The sequence below is a fragment of the Bacillus sp. BF2-3 genome (assembly GCF_008368795.1).
GTDB lineage: Bacteria > Bacillota > Bacilli > Bacillales > Bacillaceae_G > Bacillus_A > Bacillus_A cereus.
In genome coordinates, this window is record NZ_QOSA01000037.1 from 155,934 (window position 1) to 176,941 (window position 21,008).

The following is a 21,008-nucleotide window of genomic DNA, read 5'->3' on the forward strand; positions in this document are numbered from 1 at the left end:
GTTCTACTTCTCTAAAAATATAAGCACAGACTCCGCAATTTGCTCATAACCAATTTCTTGATAAATTTTATTCGATGTCGGATTCGCTAAATCAGTATATAACGTAGTCGTCTTGTACCCTTCATCTAACATACGTTGACTAAGTGCCGCTACACACTTAGATGCGTATCCCTTTTTCCTTGCTTCTTTCGGCGTATATACAAAATTAACTGTTATATTATTTTTAGTTGGTCTCGTTTTTGCAGCTACAGAAACGAGTTTCCCATCCACTTCCAAACCAAACAGTCGATTTGTAGTTATTAATGTATATGCAGTTTGTTTTGCTTCTTCTTTCGTAGTAGGAAGCTCTACATCTTCACAAAATTGATATATCCACTGTTCTATTAATGGTAATTCATCATTATTTACCGCTCGAAAAAGTCCATTCGCATTACACTTCTTCTTTACTCTGTTCAACTCATACACACCTTGCTCCATTGCAACATTCATTTTCTTATTTTCTAATACCGCAATCTCTTCCGCTAATTTCTGTACAATTTTCTTATTACCGATCAATCCAGGAATATCCGGATATACTTTCGTTAACTCTTTTGCAAGTTCCTCAATAGCTACTCCCGAAATTTCAGAAGTTGCAACAATGATTTGTTTCTTCTCTTCTGTTTGCAGAAATACAACCGCAATGTCTTCTCCTTGTTTCGCTATCCCCATAAATATCGGTTCTTGAACCATTTGTAATACACCTAATATGAGATTGTTTTCCTGCTCATTCTTTTCTAGAAATGGTGTAACATCTTCTTTAAAATGAAAAATCTCTTCATATACATGTAATTGAATCATCGACAATCTCTTCTCTCTATTTATATTTTAATTAAGTATTGGCGATTAATTCATTAAATCCCTCTTTTACGATTCAATAATATTCAAAGCTAATGTATTCAAGGCATTTTCAGCTTGTAAAATTCTCTGTTTTTCCTTTTCAAATACATCTTCTTCTTTTCGAAAGGACTCTTTTCGATTTTTAATCATACGCTTCATTTCTTTTTTACTCGGTCCACCGTATACATTTCTTTTTTGAATAAAAGCTTCTGGCGATATAATTTCTTTCCACTCTTTTTCTAATAAATTTATTTTAAAATGTTCTTGCAAATACATATTTACATCTTTGAAGTGTAATTCATGTAGTTCTTTTTTCTGCTCCAATGACATATTTGCAATAGCACTTGCTGCATGATGAGCATGCCGAAATGGAATTTCATAATTTTTCGTTAAAACATCAGCGAAATCCGTTATCGTTATTGCATGTTTATAGGAACGACTTTTTAACGTTTCTTCTTCTACTTTCATCGTTAGGATCACTGCATTCATCATACAAAAAACACGAATCGCCTTTTCAATCCCTTTATATAAATATGGCTGCAAGTCATCTTCCGTATCGACAATATCACCAAATGGTGTATTATGAATCATTTGAAATACTGTAAATGCTTCTCCTAAAGCACTACTCGTAATTGCACGAGCGTGTTCAATTGAAACCGGATTTCGTTTTTGCGGCATAATACTACTAATTTGTACATATGGCTTTGCAACAGTAATACCGTCATATTCTTTCGTTGCTAACAACAAAAAGTCATGAATCCATCTACTCGTATTCGTCATCATTACCATAAGTAGCGAGCTAACTTCTAATAAATAATCCGCTCCGGCAACAGCATCATATGAGTTCTCAATTACATTTGTAAATCCAAGTAGATGAGCAACTCGTTCTCGTTTAATCGGGAAACTTGTTGTAGAGAGTGCAGCTGCCCCCATTGGAGACTGATTTAAAAGCTGGTACGTTTTTTTCATTCGTTCTAAATCTCTTTGCATCGTATCATAAATTGCTAACGTATAATGACCAAATGTTGTTGGCTGTGCTGGTTGTGTATGTGTATAAGCTGGCATGATCGTTTCCTTATGATCAACGGCAAGTTGCAGTACACTTTCTTGCAATAACAAATGATGTTCTATTAATCGTAATACATATCGCCTTAAACTCATGCGATACATCGTTACGCCCATATCATTTCTACTTCTACCAATATGCATATTACTTACAAAATCGCATTTCGCTTCTTGAGAAATTAAATGTTCGACTAAAAAAAAGAGATCTTCATGCTGCTCTGTATAGAGCAATTGCTCTTCTGGAATTCCCTCTACCTTTTTTAATGCGTGTAATATAACTTTAGCTTCTTCCTTTTTCATTAAATTTTCTTCCGTCAGCATCGTAATATGTGCTTTATGCACTTGAAACATATCTTTCAATAAGTAATTTCTTTGAAAATGAAATACATGTTGTAATACACAATCCACATATGTTTTCCCAGGGAAATCAGCGCCTTCACTCTTTATAAACTCTTCTTTACTTTGTTTCATCACCTTTTCCCCTCTCACCTAAGTATTACTACCCATCATACCCAGAGATAGAAAAAAAGTGCTTGTACATAAAAATAAACTCGGTGCTCTCTGCACCGAGTTTATTTAATAAAAGTCGCATCATACTTATCACTTTGCAACACTTGGAAATGTAAGTTTGCTAAATGTTTCCGTATTTCTGCACTATCATCTTCATTTAAATTATTTGCCAAAAACACAATCTCCGTACAGTTTCCACGTTTATCCATAGCGTAAACTGCTTTTGTAACCGTCCATGGTGTATAACCATTCTTTTGCCCAGCATGTCTAAATGTTTTACGGTATTTCTTGGCACTCATGTCTGTTTCAACGATATTTGCCCACACTTTTTCTTCAGCTTCTGTCAAGCCACCTTTATGGTTTGCCTTTTGAAGTAATACCATATAATCATTTGCAGAAGCTGCTGGTAATCTATCTGACCAAATTTTGTCGTAACGTTCCTCTAAATAAAGCGGAATTTCCTTCTGTAATAATGGTCCCTTCTTCTTTAAGCGTTCATGAATAATCATCGCATATTCACGATATTGCTCTTGAGACATTTCTTTTAACTTTTTCTCTATTTTATATTTTGGAACATGTAATTCTTTATGCAAATATCCCGGGATATACAAAGATGAAACGATTGGAAATAGTGGTTGATGTGCAGGAAGTGATAAACTTTGTAAATTTCGATTGATGTTATCTAATCCTAACAATTCCATTAAGTATTCAGCATTTGCATTCGAACTAAACTTAACCATTCCTTTTGCCACTTCTTCTAAAGAAACCGCTCCTTCAGTTATCTTGCCCGTTTTCTCCAAATACTTTTGCCATCTATCTTGTGCACCACCATCTGTATTCGGCACATAATAGCGATTCACATCATTAATCGACACGAAACTAGAAGAATCAATTTTCCCTTCAGTAACTTGTTTCGTATATTCAAGCGCCACAATTAATTTCATCGTACTAGCAACTGGCAATACAACATTTGGGTTTACAGAATAAACAACTTTATCATTTCTCTTTACTAGAAGCGCACTATTTTTTTCATCTTTATGTTCTTCAATAAAAGATGCAATATACTGTGCATCATCATTATTTGAACTCCACACTTTTTTCACTAAAAAGTTACCCGATATTAGCAAAACAAAAATACCCACAATTACTGCGCATACTATAGTTTTTTTCAAGTAAAATTCCTCTCCTATTGTGTAACTCTTCTCTATTTATCATTTAAAAACAAAATAATGGAGATGGTCATTTACATAACCATCTCCATTATTTTAACTTGTATGCTCCTATTATGTCTACGTCATAAATTTCACAAAATCCTCAAGAAACTTTTTATAATGTAACGACCAACCAATTCGCACCCAATTTTTTAATGCTTTTGCATCAGGTTGAGGCCGAAAATCAGCAATACTCTCTCCTTTTGCAATTCCAGCTGTATCTACATCGACACGACGATATACATAATCTAAAAGGGATGGATTTGCCGCAACCATCATTGTAACGACGTCATGTACTGGACTTCCTTTTATTTTCGGATTTAACTTTCTATAAGCTTTATAATAGTACGTAAATATCGGCTCGATTAACTTATTAAAACTCGTTTTAGAGTGTTTCGTAATATATTTTACCATTTCCGGTGTAATAATTGCTTCAGATGTAACGTTAAGTGGCACTAATGTCACATTTTTGGCATTTTGCATAACTAATTGTGACGCAATGGGATCACCATGAAAATTCGCCTCTGCGACTGGTGTTACATTGCCAGGCATTAAGAAAGCACCGCCCATTATATAATATTCTTTCACATACTTCATCATCGGCTTTTCTAAAATAAATGCTGTCGCTAATGTTGTTGATCTACCAGCATCGACTATTATTAATTCTCCTTTATATTTTTCAAGAAGATCAAAAAATGTACAAAAAGGCTTTATATTTGGTGAAAAAGTTTTTGGAGGTTTAATTGGCCCTAAACCGTCTGTCCCATGAATTTCTGGATAATACGTCGTAATATCTCCGGATAAAGGAATTTTCGCACCATTAATAACAGGTATATCTTCCCGTCCTGCCATTTGCAATAAATATGCGGCATTACTTGTCGCCTTTTCTTGTGTTACATTTCCATATCCCGTTACTACACCAACAATATCAATATCAGGATGCAACAATCCATACATAATTGCTAAAGAGTCATCAATTCCTGGGTCTCCTAAAAATAACACTTTTTTCATCGACCTCAACTCCATCCCCTCAGTTGTTATTAATTTATGAATAACCGTGGATATACAGAATAAAAAAGAACAAATTCATACGAAAAAACGCAGTCTTATAAGGACTACGTTCTTCAGCTAACCTATACTGTTTTTTTTACAGCACTCATACTTCCAATAACATAAGCGATAAACGCAAAACAAATCGGGAAGACAACTGTATGTATACCGAACGGATTTGGATAGAAAAGATGAATACACATATATGAGCCTACCCCAACTAAAATAGACGCAAGCGCTCCTGTAGCATTTCCTTTCCTCCAATATAACCCTAATACGATTGGCCAAATGAATGCTGCTTCTAATCCACCGAAAGAAAATAAATTTAGCCATATTAAAAAATCTGGTGGTTTAATCGCCGCTGCATAAACGAGTAGTCCTACAATACCAGTAATCCACAAACTTCCTTTTTTTATCGTACTGTCTGCTGCATCTTTATTTATGTAATTTACATATATATCTTTAATAATTGACGAGCTTACAAGTAATAATAAAGAGTTTACTGTAGACATAATCGCTGCCATCGGTGCAGCTAAGAAAACTCCAGCTAACCAAGGAGGTAACACTTCCATCGCAAGTAGCGGCATTACTTTATCTGGTACCGTTATACCTGGAAGTACTACTCTTGCAAATACACCAGTTAAATGCATACCGATCATAATTGTGCCAACGACAACGGTTCCAATTATTAAAGCTTGATGCATCGCTTTTGAATTTTTATAAGACATGGCACGCACGCTAATTTGCGGTAAGCCGACAACGCCAATTCCAATTAAAATCCAAAATGATGTAACATATGATTTCGTTAAACTGCCATCTGCTCCGAATGGTGTAATTAACTTTGGATTAATTTGAACAAGTTCCTGCATAATCTTTTCAATTCCACCACCAGCAATGACAGTAGCAATTAAAATGATTGTCGTTCCAACTAACATAATGATTCCTAATAATGTATCTGATAGAGCAACTGCACGAAATCCACCAATTAATACGTACACAAGTACAGAAAAAGTAAATAAAAATAGTGCTGTTGTATACGATAGACCAGTTAGTGACTCGATTAATCGTCCACCACCGACCCACTGGGCTACTGTCGCTGAAAATAAAAAGATAATAATACATAACGCAGAAAGTATAACAACTGCTTTATTATTGTATCTCCCTTTTAAATAATCGATAAGAGTAATTGCTTCCATCTTCCTAGCGATAATTGCAAACTTTTTACCGATAACCGTTAAAACGATATAGCCTGTTACAACTTGAATCGCAGATAACAGTACCCATCCAAGACCCATATTGTAAGCAATACCAGGGCCACCAATAAAGCTACTTGCACTACCGTACGTAGCAATCATTGTCATCGCTAATAATAAACCGCCTAGCTCACGCCCACCAAGAAAATATTCTTGTAAAAATTTATTATGAGCAGTTGCTTGCACACGTCTTGAAGCATATACACCAATTAAAAATACAACGATAAACGAAATTATCATTGGAATGATTACATACCAATTCATCTATTATTCCTCACTTTTTTCTTCCTCATCGAGTGAAATATCTTGAAATACAAAACGAACAACTAAACTAAGTAAAATAACCATAACGATAAATCCAACGATACAGCTATAAAAAAACCATGCGGGAAAACCTAATACATATGTATATTCATTCGGATTTTTACTACCAAGCCCATAAGCAAATCCGTACCATATTATAAAATTAATAATAGCAAGTCCAAGACCAATTAACGCTTCTCTATGGGCTATTCGAAAGCGTGGATCATCATGATAATCTTTCATTTTTACCCCTCCTCTCACGATGTATTATTGTACCATTGTTCTTCTAGTTTTTCCTACTAGAAAGCAAAAACAAGCAGGATTTTTTATAATCATATAGAAGATTCTCTTACATTACATATTTTTTACAATTGTAACACAAATGAAATTTGAATTTTCAGTATTTCTTAATTATGATTTTAATTAGAGGCTTTCCATCTAGTTTCCACATCCTTGATTTCGGAATAAGCGCCGTCTCGTACTGCGTTTACATTATATTTTCAAGGGGGTTATACAATGAGTCAACTAGCTGTAAATCTTCATGAAAAGGTAGAGAAATTTCTTCAAGGTACAAAAAAGTTATATGTGAATGGATCTTTCATTGAAAGCGCTTCCGGTAAAACATTTAAAACACCTAACCCAGCAACTGGTGAAACACTTGCCGTCGTTTCTGAAGCTGGTCGCGAAGATATTCATAAAGCTGTAGTCGCAGCTCGTATGGCTTTTGACGAAGGTCCTTGGTCTCGTATGAGCACCGCTGAGCGAAGCCGTCTCATGTACAAGTTAGCTGATTTAATGGAAGAACATAAAGAAGAGCTTGCACAGCTCGAAACATTAGATAACGGAAAGCCAATCCGTGAAACAATGGCAGCAGACATACCACTTGCAATTGAGCATATGCGCTATTACGCTGGATGGGCTACGAAAATCGTTGGTCAAACAATTCCTGTTTCCGGTGATTACTTTAACTATACACGCCATGAAGCTGTTGGTGTCGTTGGTCAAATTATCCCTTGGAACTTCCCGCTTCTTATGGCAATGTGGAAAATGGGAGCAGCGCTTGCTACAGGATGTACAATCGTTTTAAAACCTGCAGAACAAACTCCACTATCTGCTCTATACTTAGCTGAATTAATTGAAGAAGCTGGATTCCCGAAAGGTGTTATTAATATCGTACCTGGATTCGGTGAATCAGCTGGACAAGCTCTCGTTAATCATCCACTCGTTGATAAAATTGCATTTACCGGTTCTACTCCTGTCGGTAAACAAATTATGCGACAAGCATCCGAAACATTAAAACGCGTTACACTTGAATTAGGCGGTAAATCACCAAATATCATATTGCCAGATGCTGATTTATCTCGCGCGATTCCTGGTGCACTTTCTGGTGTTATGTTTAACCAAGGACAAGTATGCTCTGCTGGATCACGCTTATTTGTTCCGAAGAAAATGTATGATAATGTCATGGCTGATCTCGTCCTCTATTCTAAAAAACTAAATCAAGGTGTCGGTCTTAACCCTGAAACAACAATTGGCCCTCTCGTTTCCGAAGAACAACAAAAACGTGTAATGGGCTACATTGAAAAAGGGATTGAAGAAGGCGCTGAAGTCCTTTGCGGAGGAAGTAATCCATTCAATCAAGGCTACTTCGTTTCTCCTACAGTATTCGCTGACGTAAATGATGAAATGACGATCGCAAAAGAAGAAATTTTCGGTCCAGTTATTTCTGCAATACCATTTAACGATATTGATGAAGTAATTGAACGTGCAAATAAATCACAATTCGGCTTAGCGGCTGGTGTGTGGACAGAAAATGTTAAAACAGCACACTATGTTGCAAGTAAAGTACGTGCAGGTACAGTATGGGTAAACTGTTATAACGTCTTTGATGCAGCATCTCCATTTGGAGGATTTAAACAATCTGGTCTTGGCCGTGAAATGGGATCTTACGCATTAAATAACTATACAGAAGTAAAGAGCGTTTGGCTTAACTTAAATTAATGAGAAAGAACCTGACCTACCTGGTCAGGTTCTGTTCATTATGTATTCCTTTAAACTTGCAGTCCTCCGCTCACATTTAATACTTCACCTGTAATATAAGATGCGTATTCTGATGCTAAAAAGGCTGCTGCGTTCGCAATATCTTCTGGCGTTCCAATTCTACCAACTGGAATAGCGCCAACCATCTTTTCTTTCACTTTATCTGGTATCGTTTTGGTCATATCTGTATCCATAAACCCCGGACAAATCGCATTACAAGTAATACCGAAACTTCCAACTTCTTTCGCTGCTGTTTTCGTTAATCCTACAACTCCTGCCTTTGTAGCCGCATAATTTGCTTGACCTATGTTTCCTTCTCTACTAATTGAAGATATATTAATAATGCGTCCATACCCTTGTTGTCTCATGTAAAGAAGCGCGGGTTGCATACAATAAAAAACTCCAGTTAAGTTCACTTGTAATACTTGTTCCCAAGCAGACTTCTCCATTTTATGTAACATTGCGTCTCTTGTAATTCCAGCATTATTCACCAAAATATGTAATGTACCAAATTTTTGAACCGCATATTCAATTAACGACTTTGCTTCATTTTGATTACTCACATCACATCGATATGAGCACACTTCATATCCTTCATCTGATAACTCACGTGTCGTTTTTTGTAGATTTTCTTCATTTACATCGCTAATTAATACTTTCGCCCCTAGTTTTGCATAAACCCTTGCAATCTCTTTTCCAATTCCCTGTGCAGCTCCTGTTACAACAGCTGTTTTCCCATTTAAAAACTCCATTCCTATCCCCCATTTCTATTACTTATACTGTATATTTCGGCTCCTTGCTTTCCAATTCCTCTTTGTATAAAAAAGTCTATTTGTGTCAAACTAACTTTGCAACGTCGCATAAACGCAAGGAGATTGTGTCGAATGAACAAAAAGAATTTCAAACAAAGCAAAGCAACTGATGGCATTGATGTTGAGTTCTCTCGCGAACTCGCTGACCACAATGACTTAGAAGCAAACGCACGTGCAAATGCCGCTGATGCACGTCAAAAGCGCCAATCAACCGAAAAATAAGGTACATCACAACCTTATTCTTTTCAAAAGGGACCTACTACCCAACAAAATAAACCGAGAGACATCTCTCGGTTTATTTTCTATATTTTTTTGCATAATGAGCCAAAGTAAGCAATGGATATATATGAGCATAACTATGATAACGAATATAAAACCCACCTGGTAAACCTGTTCCAGTAGGATATTTTTCATTTATATAAGAGTTGGAGAGCAAATATGAAATACCTTTTCGAATGACTGGCGTTTCTTTATCATAGTAAGAAATGAGGGCATCTAACGCCCATGCTGTTTGGGATGGTGTACTAAATGGCAAAGTAACAAATCTTTTTTCCACACTACTTTGGCAAGATTCTCCCCAGCCACCATCTTCATGCTGTATATGTTCAAGCCATAAAGCTGCTCGTTTCACTGATGGATCGCTAGATGGTATTCCTAGTGACCGTAAACCAGTCAACACTGCCCACGTACCATATATATAACAAATTCCCCATTTCCCATACCACGATCCATTTTCCTCTTGTACATTCATTAACCAATTTATCGCACTTTGTTTTTGTTTCTCGGGCAATTCATTTTGCGTATACGTTCCGAAAAATTCTAATACTCTTCCTGTAATATCTGGTGTAGAAGGATCTGTAATCATATCACTTGCATTTTCGATTGGTAAATTTGCTAATATATGGCTCGTTACCCCTTTTTCAAAAGCCCCCCAACCACCATCATTATTTTGCAATCCTTTAACCCAATTAACCGCTCGCTTCCAAGCAGTGTCTACATTTTCGTTCCCTCTACTTCGCGCCAATGCTCTTAACGCAGCAGTTGTATCATCAACATCTGGAATCGTCGTATTCACATCCGAAAAGCCCCAACCACCCGGGAAGAGATCCGGTGCATGTACACTCCAATCTACTTTCTTCGTTTGCTGTTTTCTTAGTAAATATGCTGATGCATTGTGAATCACTTTACTTGCTTTCGGAACTTGAGCTTCTTGCAAAGCATAACTGAGTAAAGCTGTATCCCATACAGTTGATGGAGAGTTTTGCAAATGGCTCCCTCTCTCCATCTTCCATATATAAGATGTGATTCCCGTTATAGCTTTTTGAATAATTGGTGATTGAATAGAATGTCCTAATGCAAGTAAAGCATAAATCATATAAAACGAGGCAGTTGCGTAGCTATATAATGTTCCATTTTCATCAATACGCTCTTTCATAAAACGTTCTACTTCCTCATATCCTTTATGATGCAAAGAAAGTGGATACGTTATAATTTTCTTCACGTCACTTACTAACGTTTGAAAAACTGGAGACCGATCCTCCCGAAACCATTCTCCCCCCCCGCCTGCAATGTGATTTAAATTTGGCAATAACTTTTTCCCTACTCGAAATCTTTTATTTAAACACAACATTATCGGAATTAAATGAATACGTGCTGAGCTACTCAGTTCAAAAATACTGAGAGGGGAATCATTCTGCAGAAACATAATTGGTGTTGGCAAATGAAAGAGAGAAGGATATTCATATTCTCCATGAATCGCTAATAAAAACTTCGTCATAAAATGAGCACGCGCTACCCCACCGCGCTCATTTATAAACATTTCCGCTCGCTTCATATTCACATCTTCTTTTGTATATTTTTCCGATGCAAGTAAGGCAGCATAAGATTGAATTGTAGCAGATAAATTACCACCCACTTCATCTTCATACAATTTCCATGTTCCTTCATTTGTTTGGAGTGATGCTAATCTTTTTACAAACGGTTCTATCTCTTTATCTTTACCTAATAATTTTAATAAAAAAATCATATGACAATCTGTTAGTGGCGCTCCTTCAAAACAAAACCGCCACGTACCATCTTGCCGTTGCATTGTTTGAAGTGCAGTTGTTCTTCTCGCTATTTCTTCATGCACTTTTTCATATAATAACAAGTTGCTCACCCACCCTTTCGAAATCCGTATAACGATATTCAAAAAGGTAGCTGAATATGTATAAAAACAAAGAAAAGCAGAACATATAAAATGTTCTGCTCATAAACAATACCCTACTCCGACAATAATCCCTAATAAAGCACCGACTACTACTTCATACGGTGTATGCCCAACAAGTTCATTTAACTTCTTATATTCTGTTTCTCTACCGTGAAAAAAATCATTCAATATTTTTGCTTGTTTACTTACTGCAAGCCTTACTCCTGAAGCATCATACATAACAATAATGGCAAAAATTGTAGCAACCGCAAACATCGAGCTTTCCACACCTTCCACTACTCCAACTCCTGTAGCAAGCGCTGTAACTGTTGAAGCATGAGAACTTGGCATCCCACCTGAAGCAAAAAACTTTGCAAAATCAAATTCACCTGTTTTAACTAATTTGAAGACTACTTTCGTTAATTGTGCTAAAAACCATGAAATTACAGCTGCCATAAGCGGATCATTATGTAAAATTGTTTCCATGTTCTCAGCTCCTTACTGACTATAATGGAAATTCTATATAATATAAGTATAAAGAAAAATGCGTAGAAAATACTACGCATTATGATACATTTGCTGATTTATTTTTTATAAATTTCGGTTGTTTCTGCACTAAAAACTTAGTCTTCGCTACCGAGAATACAAATAATGCAACCCATATACAGAAAAATGCAATCATATGAGTAGATGTGAAATGTTCACCAAATACGAATACACCTAAAATTAAGCTAATTGTTGGTGCAATATATTGTAAAAAACCTACCATATAAAGCGGAATAAGTTGGGCTCCTTTTGCAAAATAAAAAAGTGGTAGAGCTGTAACAATACCTGCTCCTATTAATAGTAATGTCGATAACATTGAAATAGATCCAAATGAGCCGAAACCATGGGCGCCTGTCATAACAAGGTAAATGATTGCAAGCGGTGTCACTAACATCGTTTCCATCGTAAGTCCAATTGTAGCATCATAGTTTAACAGTTTTTTCGTTAATCCGTATAATCCAAATGAAAAGGCAAGTGAAAGAGAAACCCACGGAATAGATCCGAAACGCACTGTTAAAATGATAACCCCCACTCCAGCTAAACCAACTGCAACATATTGCCAGAAGTTTAACTTTTCCTTTAAAACGACTGTACCAAGTAAAATACTAATAAGCGGATTAATATAATAGCCAAGACTCGCTTCAATAACATGATTATGATTAACGGCCCATATGTAAACAAACCAGTTTCCGCTAATCAAGACTGAAGCTATTGTTAATGACATTAATAATTTAGGTCGTTTAAAAAGATTCACAAATTCCCCAATAAACTGACGAAACCTCTTCGTAACACCTAATACGAGTAACATAAAAACAAATGCCCAAACGATGCGGTGTGCTAATATTTCATCTGCTGGAACTTCCTCAACCCATTTCCAATAAATCGGTAGGATTCCCCACATCGTGTAAGCACCAGCCGCGTATAGTATCCCTTTTTTTTGCTCTGCTGATTGACTCCCCATCTTCCTTTTTCTCCTCTTCTCATTTTTTCTCCATTATACGGTCTCACATGCTCACTTTACCAATAATCAATCTGCATTTCTTTCGACATTTCTCATACAACGAATAATAAACATACCGTTATTACAACAAGTAACGGTATGCCGAAAACAAATTTCTTTTTATGAGTTTTATGATGAAACATATACATGCCGATCCAAGCTCCAACTGCTCCTCCAGCTGCCGCCGATAAAAACAACGTACTTTCTGGCGTTCTCCACTGTTTCTTCTTTGCTTTTCGTTTATCAAGCCCCATAAGGCTAAAAGCTATAACGTTAATAATAAGAAAATAAATCCATTTCATCGCTTTCTCTCCTTATGAAAAATTCGATTAATAGTAACACGAAAAAACGACGGAAACAACTGAAGAACTCTTTTTATCCAACTAGTTTCATTCCTTTTTCTTAATTAGTTACCTTCATATTTACATAACCAACTAAAATCGCAGTTAAAGCATTTAATATAGAAAAATGTTATGAGTAGAATCTTATATTTCATTACATTCATCCACTACCATATCATCAAAAAAATTGCTCTCAATCACTTTCTCATCAAAACGAAGAACTACAATTAGCCCTACATATAAAGAAACAAAATTTAGAAACCATTCCCCATTCTCATCTTTCTTAGCTAAGCATTTAAATATCTCTTGAAATTGCACCCGCTCGTCTGCAGCAACAATGGGACGTACACCAAAATATTTCAATACAAGATTCAGCTTCAGCTGTACGGATAATGATAAAATATATTTTAATAGCTTCGTATACTCTGCACTATCTTTTTGACTATACAACTTCACAAGCTTTGGATGTAAATTCGAAATCGATAATTCCTCGTCAGTCACTCTAGTTACTTCTATCGTTTCAATCATCTTTTTCATATCCATCACATTCACCCCTTCTGAAAAAATTCTAAAGCCAAAGAGTACTTAATTCAAAATGTACAACAATTGTGCGTTTCTCGTCTCTCGTTCTTCCTCACTGACTAAATCATACTTTTTTAGGAGGTGAAAAACATCATTTAATAATTTCTGTGAATGAATACCTTGCAAAAAACTCTTTAACTCTTTAAAGATCCCTTCAGGTAAAAAATTCTTTTGACTTTCAAGCTTATTCATCACATCTTCAATAGAATGATCAATGTTACATGCCATACTAAACTTCCCCCTCTATCCTCTATAAATAATATCCTCAGCTAACGATGTAAACACTTCTCCAACAAGAGAATCTTCATCATATACAGATGAACCATTATTTTCTTCACGTTTCGCAAAAGGTATTTTGGCAATTACTTCTGTTTGCAATTGTTCTGCAAGCATTTCACCGCCGCCTTTTCCGAAGAGATAATTTTTCGATCCATCTTGTTCTTCATAATAAGCCATATTTTCCACAATACCTAAAATCTCATGCTTCGTATGTTTTGCCATTACACCAACTCTTGAAGCAACGAATGAAGCTATATTGTGCGGAGTTGTAACAATTATTTCTTTCGCTTGCGGAATCATCGCTGCAACATCAATCGCAACATCTCCTGTACCTGGTGGTAAATCAAGTAATAAATAATCTAATTCTCCCCAGTGCGTATTCGCAAGGAAATTTTGAATCCATTTATTTAGCATCGGTCCGCGCCACATCACTGGGTTATTTCCTTCTGTAAAGAATCCCATCGACATGATTTTAACACCGTGACTAATGACTGGAATTGCCGTTTGATCAATCATCGTTGGTTTCTTATTCGTTTCCATCATAGCTGGAATACTAAAACCATATATATCTGCATCTAATATCCCCACTTTTTTGCCCATACGAGCTAGTGCAGTTGCAAGATTAATTGTCACCGTTGATTTTCCAACTCCGCCTTTTCCGCTCGTTACAGTAATAAAACGTACTCCTGAATCCGGGCGAAGCATGCTCGGCATACCAGTTTCTGTTCTAGTATTTCGCTTTAACTTCTCTGTTAAAGCTGCACGTTCTTCTTGTGTCATAGAACCAAATGTTACCTCCACTTTAGAGGCACCAATTGCGTGAAGCGATTCTTCAATATCTTGTTGAATTTTTGCTTTTAACGGACAACCTTGGATTGTTAGTACTACTTCAAGTTTAACCTCTGTTCCGTTCATTTGTATATTTCTAACCATATTTAATTCTACAACACTTTTGTGTAACTCTGGATCCTCTACATGTTTTAATGCATTCATTATTTGTTCTTGAGTAAGCATAGAACTCATCCCTTCTCTTATTCTAATTTATATACAACATTTTCTTGGCACTTCATCTGGTGAAAAAGCTTATTATCCCCCGCTAACGGGTGGGATTAATGCGACTATATCTCCGGCTTTTATCATCTCTTCATTCATTACAAACTCTTCATTAACAGCCACCATCACTTTATCCAGCGATTGTAAACAATAGCTGGCTTTGAGCCATTCTTTTAATTGCTGCACTGTCATTTCTTGCTTTTCTGAAATTACTAATCGATCCGATCCAACTTCCTCACGCAAATTTGCAAACAGTAAAATTGTAATCATTTTCTCATTCTTCCTTCTTTGGTTTTCCTTCTGGATAAGGTGTGTTTTCAAGTTGATCTCCAACCCACATCGTTCCATCTTCCCAAAATTCTTTTTTCCAAATTGGAACGATTCGTTTTATACGTTCAATCGCGTACTCATTCGCTTCATAAGCTACTTTACGATGCGGTGATGAAACTGCAATGACTACCGCAATATCCATTATTTCTAGTCGCCCTACACGGTGCGTAATTGCTACTTTTGCATCCAGCCATCTTTCACTAATTTCTTCACCAATTCTCATAAGTTGTTTTACTGCCATCGGTTTATATGCTTCATACTCTAAATGTAGCGTTCGTTTTCCTTTTGTTAATTCTCTCACCGTACCAATAAATGTTGTAATCGCACCTGCTTCCCTTCTTGCGACTTTATTCGTTACTTCTTCAACTAAAATCGGTTTATCTACAATCTCAAATAGCACTTGTCCCATTAAAACCACCTCTCACTTTATGAAATGTCCAAGGCCATTCACTACCTTCGTTATCTTCTAATAAAAGAACATCGACAAACATATCTTTTTTATATCCTCTTGTCCCGCCCGGCAATACGATAAACGCGTTGGATTCTGCCAATGAAGAAACTGAGCTAGATTTATCAAACCCTGATGGATAAGCGATTAATTTCCCCTCATCATATTGCAATTTTGCTCGTACAAATCTTGTAAATGGATTCGGTTTTAGAAAATCTTCTCCTAATAACGCTTTTTCTCTTTTTAAATGTACTTTTTCACTAAACATATACGTCCGAATACACGGTCTTACGAATAATTCAAACCCTACGTAACAAGCTGATGGATTCCCTGATAAACCAAATAATAACTTGCCATTTAATTGTGCTACAGTCGTAACACTTCCTGGTCGCATTGCAACTTTATTAAAAAGAACAGATGCACCTAACTTTTCGTAAATAGCTGGTAAATAATCATAATCTCCTACTGATACACCGCCCGTTGTAATTAACATATCTACTTGGCCAAGCGCTTCTTTCACAGCTGTAAAACACGTATTAAAATCATCACTAAACTTCCCAAAATATTTTACTCTTCCGCCCGCTCTTCGAATTTGAGACAATATCATGTACGTATTACTGTTTCGGATTTTCCCTGGCTGTAATGAATCATTGACATCCAGTAATTCACTCCCAGTCGCTAACAGTCCAATTACAGGCTTTCTCGCAACTGGTACTTCACTATAACCGAATGTAGCAAGAAGAGCTGAAATACCTGGATTAATGTACGATCCCTTCTTTGCAAGAACTGTTCCTTTACGAGCATCTTCACCTTGAAAAGAAATATTGTCGCCCGTTTTGAATGATCGCTTCACTTCCATATAATTGTTGCCATTCTTCTCATATTGACGAGTCAGCTCTAACATAACAACCGCATCACACCCATTCGGAATTTGTGCTCCTGTCATAATTCGAACTGCTTGAAATGGACCTACTTTCTCATGGAATAGCGATCCTGCACCAATTTCACCCACTACTTCAAATACAATTGGCGTTTCATAACTTGCTAAATTAGTATCTTCTGCTCGAATAGCAAATCCGTCATACGGCGAACGATTAAACGACGGTACATCATGGTCAGCTACTAAATCCTCTGCTAATATACGTCCATAAGCTAATTCAATTGGTAATAGCTCCTTTAAGCCCTTATCAGCAAATCCCATCACTTTACGAACAGCTTCTTCAACCGTAATTGGCACTCTTCTTTCCATTGTTGACACCCTCTCTATTAACCGAATACGCGATAATATAGTTGTTTCGCTTTCGAAATATCATTTGTACCATGAATAAAAACACGACCATCCCGAAAAAAAACGATGCGGTAATCATCGAATTGGCAAGATAGTAAATACGGATTCCGATCTACTTTTCCCAGTTTTTTTAATACTTTTTCTATATCATCAAAATTGTATTTCCTATTGTCTACTGTTCTAATTTGAACTGTATTTCTTCCGCATAAAACAGCTGCTTTCGTTTGATTTTCGTATGATAAATAAGGATAAGTTCGATTCAAACCGCATGAGAGACAAGCGTCTGTTTTTATTTTCCCTAATTTTATAAAATGATTTTGATTACTCCATATATCAAACATGAAAAATGTTTTTCTAATTGCTGAGAAATCTTCCACTAAAATTTTGAGCGCTTCTGCCACTTGATATGCTGCGACGATTTGAACAGTCGGGCTAATAATCCCAGCAGTATCACACGTCACACCTGTAACAGGGATATTTTTCAGCATACAATGTAAACACGGTGTCTCTTGCGGAATAATTATATAACTCATACCATATGATCCAACGCAAGAACCATATACCCACGGAATATTATGTTTTTGTGATAAATCATTTATTACAAATCGAATATCAAAATTATCTGTTGCATCAATGATTACATCTACATTTTTTAATAGACCTTCCATATTTTCTGAAGTTGCATCCATTACGAAAGCATGTATTTGTACTTCCGAATTAATTTGTTCTAGCCGATTTTTTGCAGCAATTGCTTTCGGCATTTTCTCTCTCGCATCTTGTTCAGAGTACAATTGTTGCCTTTGTAAATTACTCCATTCAACGTAGTCACGATCGATAATCGTCAACTTACCAACACCTGCACGTACGAAACTTTCGGCACTTGCACTTCCTAATGCGCCTACCCCTACAATTAACACATGTTTATTTCGAATTTTTTCTTGTCCTTTACTCCCAATTGGTTTGAACAACTGTTGTCGTGAATACCGATCAGCCATTACATACCCTTCCTCTCAAGAACTCTATTTCATATTAGAATGTTGTTTCTGATAACAAGCAAAGTAAGCAAAACCAACAAACCCAGCTCCTCCAATTACATTTCCGATAAAAACAGGAACAAAATTTTTAGCCAGATCCATCCACGTTAGATGACCAGCAAAAATAACAGCGGAAATGACAAACATATTTGCTACTACTTGCTGAAATCCAATCACTACAAATGCCATAATTGGAATCCAAATTCCGATGATTTTCCCGACAAAATCACTCGTCCCGTAAGCGAGCCAAAGAGCAAGACAAACGAGCCAATTACAACCAATTGCTAAAATTAAAGTTCTCCCAAATGATTCATGTAACTTCCCTTCCGCTATCGCTACCGTTTTATTTAAATACTCTCCCTCTGTTAATCCGCCAAGATGTCCAAAGCAATACGCAACGAAAATTGCCCCAATAAAGTTCATGAGAGTAATCCAAACCCAGTTATTCAGTACACTTATTAATGTAATTTTCTTTGCATAAAGCGCCATAGACAGTGACATCATATTTCCCGTAATTAATTCTCCTCCTGCTAATACTACGAGCATGAGTCCAACAGGAAATACTGCTCCTCCTAAAACATTCACTAGACTTCCCCAGCGCTCAGGTAAATTCCCTAAAACTCGAATGTTAAGTAAAAAACCTATCGCAATAAACGCTCCTCCTAAAAAACCGAGAATAAGCATCGCTGGCAATGTCTGTCTTACTTTTTGAACACCGGCCTCAATGACAAGCTCAGCAATTTGTTCCGGCTTATGAAATGCCATTACCCATTCCTCCATTTTCTCCAAATAAAAAAGCAGCTTCAAAAAACCTCCTCAAAATAAAGGTTTTTGAATGCTGCTTAATTTCTCTGCACATCTTTTACAGAGATATCAATCATCACTTTTACTATAAAATAGAAAATCCACAACTCTTGTAAATTTTCCATTTTTCACTATGACGCTAGCTTTATATATTAACCACCGATATGTGACATTTCAATTTTAGGTATTGTTTTCTTATTTGTATGATTTAAGCGTTCATCTGAATAACGATCTTCCCTATTATTCCATATATCGCGTACTACATCTGTAATGTCCTCATCTGTATGTTCAGAACGAAGCAATTCTCTTAAATCATTTCCTTTAGAAGCAAATAAGCAAGTATATAATTTTCCTTCTGCAGAAATACGAGCTCTCGTACATGATGAGCAAAAAGAATCTGTTACTGATGAAATAATACCTATTTCCTCATCGCTTCCTATATAACGATACCTAGTAGCCACTTCACCAGAATAATTTGCTTCTATCCGTTCTAACGGCATAACTTGATGAATCGTATCTACTATTTCTTGTTTAGAGACGACCTCTTTTAAATCCCAACCATTATAATTTCCAACATCCATATACTCAATAAAACGAAGAATATGCTTATTTTCCTTAAAATATTGCGCCATCTGCAAAATGTCCTGTTCGTTTTTTCCCTTTTGAACGACCATGTTTATTTTAATTTTCATTCCAACTTCAGCTGCAGCCTGTATTCCTTCCAGAACCCTTTGCACTTTGCTCCTATTACCATTTAAATAGAAAAACCGCTCTTCTTCTAAGGAATCTAAGCTAACTGTTACACGTGATAGTCCCGCCTTATATAAATCAGGAGCAAACTTTTTAAGTAACGATCCATTGGTTGTTAAACCGATATCTTCTACACCATCAATTTTATTAAGGCGCTCAATAAGCTTTGGAAGCCCTCTTCGAAGTAACGGTTCTCCGCCTGTAATCCGTAATTTTCTCACACCTAAAGAAACGAAAATACGTGTTATCCTTTCAATTTCATCAAAAGATAAAATTTTATCATTAGACAAAAACGAGTAATCAGGACCAAATATTTCTTCTGGCATACAATATCGGCAGCGAAAATTACAGCGATCAGTAACTGAAATACGTAAATCCTTTAACGGACGTTGCAACTTGTCTAATGTAACTGATTTCATCTTCATTGCCTCACTTTTATTTTATATTTAAAACACGTTCTGGATGGGTATATACATTTAAGGAGTGATTACGAATAAATCCTATTGTCGTAATACCTAAATCTTCCGCTAGTTGCAAAGCTAACTCAGTTGGAGCTGATTTTGATAGTATAATTTCACAACCGATTTTTGCAACTTTCAATAATATTTCCGAAGAAATACGACCACTAAAAACAATGATTTTATCTTTTATAGAAATATCGTTTCTTAAACAATAACCGTAAATTTTGTCTAGTGCATTATGCCTACCAATATCCATTCGGCTTAAAATAATACCATTAACATCACATAAAGCTGCATTATGAACCCCACCAGTACGATGAAACGTATCCGCAGATTGCTGCATTTCTTTCATTAACCGAAAACAATCATCGGCAGCAACCTGTACATGGACACCCCTCATTTTTTTTGCACTTAGTGCATCATTTGCAAAAACAAACCCTTGCCTACTCATACCACAACAAGACGTAATATAGCGTTTATTTTGCATTTGTTCATAATACGGATTTACTTTTGTCGTTGTTACATGCACAAATCCTTCTTTCTCCTGCACCCATACACTATCAATGTCTTCATACTTCCGAATGATTCCTTCAGACGCTAAGAAGCCTATTACCATATCTTCTATATATTCTGGAGTACTAACCATTGTAACAAACTCCTGTCCGTTCATTTTAATGGTGACAGGAAACTCTGTTACAATGCTGTCCTCTATATGTTTAAATGCTCCTTGTTCATAACGAAAGATTTCTCTTTCTACCTGTATCGGTTTCACGATCAGTATCCT

General features: G+C 36.2%; 23 protein-coding genes. 2 read left to right on the plus strand and 21 right to left on the minus strand.

The features are described 5' to 3' along the window. Positions 1–3: 3 nt before the first annotated feature. The 6 genes from DN401_RS23675 to DN401_RS23700 form a co-directional block, all read right to left on the minus strand. Positions 4–837: a GNAT family N-acetyltransferase gene (locus DN401_RS23675; protein ID WP_149287979.1), complete on the minus strand. Its 834-nt coding sequence runs from the start codon at positions 835–837 to the stop codon at positions 4–6. 66 nt (positions 838–903) lie between these two features. Further along, on the minus strand, positions 904–2,412 hold the full coding sequence (gene argH / locus DN401_RS23680) for an argininosuccinate lyase (RefSeq protein ID WP_000813986.1): 1,509 nt from the start codon (positions 2,410–2,412) through the stop codon (positions 904–906). Positions 2,413–2,513: 101 nt separating this feature from the next. Beyond that, positions 2,514–3,623: a serine hydrolase gene (locus DN401_RS23685; protein WP_000751366.1), complete on the minus strand. Its 1,110-nt coding sequence runs from the start codon at positions 3,621–3,623 to the stop codon at positions 2,514–2,516. Between the two features lie 117 nt (positions 3,624–3,740). Next, complete coding sequence (locus tag DN401_RS23690; protein ID WP_000756458.1) at positions 3,741–4,673, minus strand: nucleoside hydrolase; 933 nt, start codon at positions 4,671–4,673, stop codon at positions 3,741–3,743. Positions 4,674–4,795: 122 nt separating this feature from the next. Next, positions 4,796–6,229 (minus strand): sodium/pantothenate symporter, encoded by a 1,434-nt coding sequence (gene panF / locus DN401_RS23695; RefSeq protein ID WP_001104820.1) that lies wholly within the window; start codon positions 6,227–6,229, stop codon positions 4,796–4,798. A 3-nt stretch (positions 6,230–6,232) separates the two neighbouring features. After that, on the minus strand, positions 6,233–6,511 hold the full coding sequence (locus tag DN401_RS23700) for a YhdT family protein (protein ID WP_000656239.1): 279 nt from the start codon (positions 6,509–6,511) through the stop codon (positions 6,233–6,235). A gap of 273 nt (positions 6,512–6,784) precedes the next feature. Between DN401_RS23700 and dhaS the strand changes: the two genes are divergently transcribed. Next, on the plus strand, positions 6,785–8,269 hold the full coding sequence (gene dhaS, locus DN401_RS23705; protein WP_000080282.1) for an aldehyde dehydrogenase DhaS: 1,485 nt from the start codon (positions 6,785–6,787) through the stop codon (positions 8,267–8,269). Between the two features lie 50 nt (positions 8,270–8,319). On the opposite strand, the gene fabG is transcribed toward dhaS, so the two are convergent. After that, entirely contained in the window at positions 8,320–9,060 is a 741-nt protein-coding gene (fabG, locus tag DN401_RS23710; protein ID WP_000395038.1) for a 3-oxoacyl-ACP reductase FabG, read from the minus strand. A gap of 132 nt (positions 9,061–9,192) precedes the next feature. On the opposite strand from fabG, the gene DN401_RS23715 reads away from it, so the two are divergent. Further along, a complete protein-coding gene (locus tag DN401_RS23715) occupies positions 9,193–9,342 on the plus strand; it encodes a YfhD family protein (protein ID WP_001035815.1) in 150 nt (49 codons plus the stop codon). Between the two features lie 73 nt (positions 9,343–9,415). Here the strand turns inward: DN401_RS23715 and DN401_RS23720 are convergent, their stop codons facing one another. The 14 genes from DN401_RS23720 to fdhD all read right to left on the minus strand — a co-directional run bounded on the left by DN401_RS23720 (position 9,416) and on the right by fdhD (position 20,996). Continuing rightward, positions 9,416–11,269, minus strand: coding sequence for a terpene cyclase/mutase family protein (locus DN401_RS23720; protein WP_149287980.1), 1,854 nt, complete (start codon positions 11,267–11,269; stop codon positions 9,416–9,418). A 99-nt stretch (positions 11,270–11,368) separates the two neighbouring features. Continuing rightward, on the minus strand, positions 11,369–11,794 hold the full coding sequence (locus DN401_RS23725; RefSeq protein WP_000447820.1) for a divergent PAP2 family protein: 426 nt from the start codon (positions 11,792–11,794) through the stop codon (positions 11,369–11,371). Between the two features lie 79 nt (positions 11,795–11,873). After that, complete coding sequence (gene rarD / locus DN401_RS23730) at positions 11,874–12,815, minus strand: EamA family transporter RarD (protein WP_149287981.1); 942 nt, start codon at positions 12,813–12,815, stop codon at positions 11,874–11,876. A 92-nt stretch (positions 12,816–12,907) separates the two neighbouring features. Then, positions 12,908–13,156 (minus strand): DUF1294 domain-containing protein, encoded by a 249-nt coding sequence (locus DN401_RS23735; protein WP_000871349.1) that lies wholly within the window; start codon positions 13,154–13,156, stop codon positions 12,908–12,910. A gap of 183 nt (positions 13,157–13,339) precedes the next feature. Then, complete coding sequence (locus DN401_RS23740) at positions 13,340–13,738, minus strand: hypothetical protein (RefSeq protein ID WP_000367300.1); 399 nt, start codon at positions 13,736–13,738, stop codon at positions 13,340–13,342. 42 nt (positions 13,739–13,780) lie between these two features. Beyond that, the gene (locus DN401_RS23745; RefSeq protein ID WP_000752375.1) at positions 13,781–14,005 is read right to left on the minus strand and encodes a hypothetical protein; all 225 of its coding nucleotides are present in this window, start codon (positions 14,003–14,005) and stop codon (positions 13,781–13,783) included. A gap of 15 nt (positions 14,006–14,020) precedes the next feature. Next, positions 14,021–15,070 carry a P-loop NTPase gene (locus DN401_RS23750; RefSeq protein ID WP_000957508.1) on the minus strand — a complete coding sequence of 350 codons (1,050 nt, stop codon included), beginning with the start codon at positions 15,068–15,070 and terminating at the stop codon, positions 14,021–14,023. Positions 15,071–15,142: 72 nt separating this feature from the next. Further along, entirely contained in the window at positions 15,143–15,379 is a 237-nt protein-coding gene (gene moaD / locus DN401_RS23755; protein ID WP_000628500.1) for a molybdopterin converting factor subunit 1, read from the minus strand. A gap of 4 nt (positions 15,380–15,383) precedes the next feature. Next, a complete protein-coding gene (gene moaE, locus DN401_RS23760; protein ID WP_000531881.1) occupies positions 15,384–15,848 on the minus strand; it encodes a molybdopterin synthase catalytic subunit MoaE in 465 nt (154 codons plus the stop codon). Continuing rightward, the gene (locus DN401_RS23765; RefSeq protein ID WP_000442200.1) at positions 15,829–17,136 is read right to left on the minus strand and encodes a molybdopterin molybdotransferase MoeA; all 1,308 of its coding nucleotides are present in this window, start codon (positions 17,134–17,136) and stop codon (positions 15,829–15,831) included. The genes moaE and DN401_RS23765 overlap by 20 nt, the downstream gene beginning before the upstream one ends. 17 nt (positions 17,137–17,153) lie before the next feature. After that, on the minus strand, positions 17,154–18,170 hold the full coding sequence (locus tag DN401_RS23770; protein ID WP_000785275.1) for a molybdopterin-synthase adenylyltransferase MoeB: 1,017 nt from the start codon (positions 18,168–18,170) through the stop codon (positions 17,154–17,156). 24 nt (positions 18,171–18,194) lie between these two features. Next, positions 18,195–18,974, minus strand: a complete 780-nt coding sequence (locus tag DN401_RS23775; protein WP_000863998.1) for a formate channel — start codon at positions 18,972–18,974, stop codon at positions 18,195–18,197. 191 nt (positions 18,975–19,165) lie between these two features. Then, positions 19,166–20,182, minus strand: coding sequence for a GTP 3',8-cyclase MoaA (gene moaA, locus DN401_RS23780; RefSeq protein ID WP_000844124.1), 1,017 nt, complete (start codon positions 20,180–20,182; stop codon positions 19,166–19,168). A gap of 16 nt (positions 20,183–20,198) precedes the next feature. Then, positions 20,199–20,996: a formate dehydrogenase accessory sulfurtransferase FdhD gene (gene fdhD / locus DN401_RS23785; protein ID WP_000802690.1), complete on the minus strand. Its 798-nt coding sequence runs from the start codon at positions 20,994–20,996 to the stop codon at positions 20,199–20,201. Positions 20,997–21,008: the final 12 nt, after the last annotated feature.

Coding starts and splice junctions, on each gene's coding strand:
- DN401_RS23675 (WP_149287979.1), bottom strand. CDS start 837: ATGATTCAATTACATGTATATGAAGAGATTTTTCATTTTAAAGAAGAT.
- argH (WP_000813986.1), bottom strand. CDS start 2,412: ATGAAACAAAGTAAAGAAGAGTTTATAAAGAGTGAAGGCGCTGATTTC.
- DN401_RS23690 (WP_000756458.1), bottom strand. CDS start 4,673: ATGAAAAAAGTGTTATTTTTAGGAGACCCAGGAATTGATGACTCTTTA.
- panF (WP_001104820.1), bottom strand. CDS start 6,229: ATGAATTGGTATGTAATCATTCCAATGATAATTTCGTTTATCGTTGTA.
- DN401_RS23700 (WP_000656239.1), bottom strand. CDS start 6,511: ATGAAAGATTATCATGATGATCCACGCTTTCGAATAGCCCATAGAGAA.
- dhaS (WP_000080282.1), top strand. CDS start 6,785: ATGAGTCAACTAGCTGTAAATCTTCATGAAAAGGTAGAGAAATTTCTT.
- fabG (WP_000395038.1), bottom strand. CDS start 9,060: ATGGAGTTTTTAAATGGGAAAACAGCTGTTGTAACAGGAGCTGCACAG.
- DN401_RS23715 (WP_001035815.1), top strand. CDS start 9,193: ATGAACAAAAAGAATTTCAAACAAAGCAAAGCAACTGATGGCATTGAT.
- DN401_RS23725 (WP_000447820.1), bottom strand. CDS start 11,794: ATGGAAACAATTTTACATAATGATCCGCTTATGGCAGCTGTAATTTCA.
- rarD (WP_149287981.1), bottom strand. CDS start 12,815: ATGGGGAGTCAATCAGCAGAGCAAAAAAAAGGGATACTATACGCGGCT.
- DN401_RS23735 (WP_000871349.1), bottom strand. CDS start 13,156: ATGAAATGGATTTATTTTCTTATTATTAACGTTATAGCTTTTAGCCTT.
- DN401_RS23740 (WP_000367300.1), bottom strand. CDS start 13,738: ATGGATATGAAAAAGATGATTGAAACGATAGAAGTAACTAGAGTGACT.
- DN401_RS23745 (WP_000752375.1), bottom strand. CDS start 14,005: ATGGCATGTAACATTGATCATTCTATTGAAGATGTGATGAATAAGCTT.
- DN401_RS23750 (WP_000957508.1), bottom strand. CDS start 15,070: ATGCTTACTCAAGAACAAATAATGAATGCATTAAAACATGTAGAGGAT.
- moaD (WP_000628500.1), bottom strand. CDS start 15,379: ATGATTACAATTTTACTGTTTGCAAATTTGCGTGAGGAAGTTGGATCG.
- moaE (WP_000531881.1), bottom strand. CDS start 15,848: ATGGGACAAGTGCTATTTGAGATTGTAGATAAACCGATTTTAGTTGAA.
- DN401_RS23765 (WP_000442200.1), bottom strand. CDS start 17,136: ATGGAAAGAAGAGTGCCAATTACGGTTGAAGAAGCTGTTCGTAAAGTG.
- DN401_RS23770 (WP_000785275.1), bottom strand. CDS start 18,170: ATGGCTGATCGGTATTCACGACAACAGTTGTTCAAACCAATTGGGAGT.
- DN401_RS23775 (WP_000863998.1), bottom strand. CDS start 18,974: ATGGCATTTCATAAGCCGGAACAAATTGCTGAGCTTGTCATTGAGGCC.
- moaA (WP_000844124.1), bottom strand. CDS start 20,182: ATGAAATCAGTTACATTAGACAAGTTGCAACGTCCGTTAAAGGATTTA.